Origin of the sequence: Streptomyces sp. NPDC090442, assembly GCF_044769405.1 — a bacterium.
GTDB lineage: Bacteria > Actinomycetota > Actinomycetes > Streptomycetales > Streptomycetaceae > Streptomyces.
This window is the reverse complement of sequence record NZ_JBIVXW010000252.1, coordinates 1-1,457: the sequence shown is the minus strand read 5'-3', so window position 1 is coordinate 1,457 and position 1,457 is coordinate 1. Positions and strand designations below refer to the sequence as shown.

2 protein-coding genes are annotated in these 1,457 nt (G+C 68.7%); both read right to left on the bottom strand.

Annotated elements, in window-relative coordinates; translation table 11 throughout:
- Positions 1–71: 71 nt before the first annotated feature.
- Complete coding sequence (locus ACIQU6_RS44825; protein ID WP_403488511.1) at positions 72–230, bottom strand: hypothetical protein; 159 nt, start codon at positions 228–230, stop codon at positions 72–74.
- On the bottom strand, positions 227–1,457 hold a 1,231-nt coding region (locus ACIQU6_RS44820), incomplete at its 5' end, for a nucleotidyltransferase domain-containing protein (RefSeq protein WP_403488509.1). The genes ACIQU6_RS44825 and ACIQU6_RS44820, both read right to left, overlap by 4 nt.

Here is a 1,457-nt window from a genome sequence, read left to right as displayed (position 1 = left end):
CAGCCCGGCCCCGCGTGTCCCTCACCAAGGCCGCATAACATCAACCCCACGAAACCCGTTCGTGAGTGCTTTTACACCACAAACTGGACGCGACCGTCCAAGCGGGTGCGCGCGAGGAAAGCGGGGACCTGGAGGCGGCCGGCGACCTGGAGCCAGCCGCATTCCTCGGCGTCCGCCCGCACGGTGGGCAGTTGCTTGCGGAAGTCGGACGGTGCTGCGGGCAGGGTCATGCGATGGCCTCAACGGCCGGGAGGGTGGCCATCCAACGGTCGAGGACGAGTTGCGCAAGCTCCTGGGCGGCGGCGCGGTCCGTGCGGGCGCCTCGCACGAGTTGGTCATGCGGTGCACTCGGGCCGCGCACGAGGAGAGCCAAAGCCTCGGCGTCCGCGGCCCTTTCTATGCCGTCGAATCGCAGCAGGATCTTGGCCAGCAAGGCCGTCACCTTGAACAGCGAGCGCAGATCCGGGGCACCTTTGAGGAGCTGGCGGCGGATCTCGACGGCGGAGGTCACACCGGCTTCGAGGCTCGCGACGACGTCGTCGGCGAACGGCGGGGCAGGAATGGCCAGGCCCGGCCGGGCCCACAGCGGCAGCAGCAAGCCGGCGCCGAGAAGGGTCAGGACGTGCAGCAGACGCGAGGTGACCGCGCCAGCACGGCACTCGGCCTGACTCAAGACGGTCAGTCCGAGCTTGACCTCGCCAAGTTCGCTCTGGACCTGCGCGAAGACATCGCGCAGTGCGGTGGTGCGATCGGGCTCGGCAATGACGAACACATCGAGGTCGGACCAGCCGTGCTGGTACTTGCCGCGAGCACCGCTGCCGGTGACGGCGAGCAGGTCGATCAGCGGCTCGGGACCGCTGGTGGTGCGGTGCATCAGCGCAGTCAAGAACGCCTCAAGCGACACCGGCAGCCCAAGCGTGTTCACCGGCGTGGTGGCCGGGGCCACGGTCGGCCAGGCTGCATCGAGCGTGATCCGGTCGAGCTGGCGCTCCAACGCCAGGCGGGCGCCGTTGTTGTCGACCACAGTGTCGGCGAGGGTCGCGATCCGCGCAGCGCCCCGGGCGGCCTTCACCTCGTCCCGCAGCATCACGTCGTCCGGGCCGGCGGTCCCACGCCGGGCCCGCAACTCGGACGAGGTCTCGACGTAGGCGATGGCCAGTTGGCCGCCGAGCATCCGACGCAGCTCTGCCGTGACGTCGAACTCGTGAAGGGACTCCAAGGAGATGCGGTCCAGGAAGTGATGAGCAGCCGCATACCGGTCCAGACCGTCCACAAGGAGCTCGGCACGTACGACGGGCGCGATGGCATACGGGTCATCAACGCCGGCGCGGTGGGCGGCCTCTTCAATGAGGTAGCCGATCTTTACGGGCTGCCCCGCGATTGATGTTGGGGCGTGTTGGCCTGGGAGTTCGGCTGGTGGGTGATTCAGCAGGCCGTCGCGCGGACGAGCACGAGGT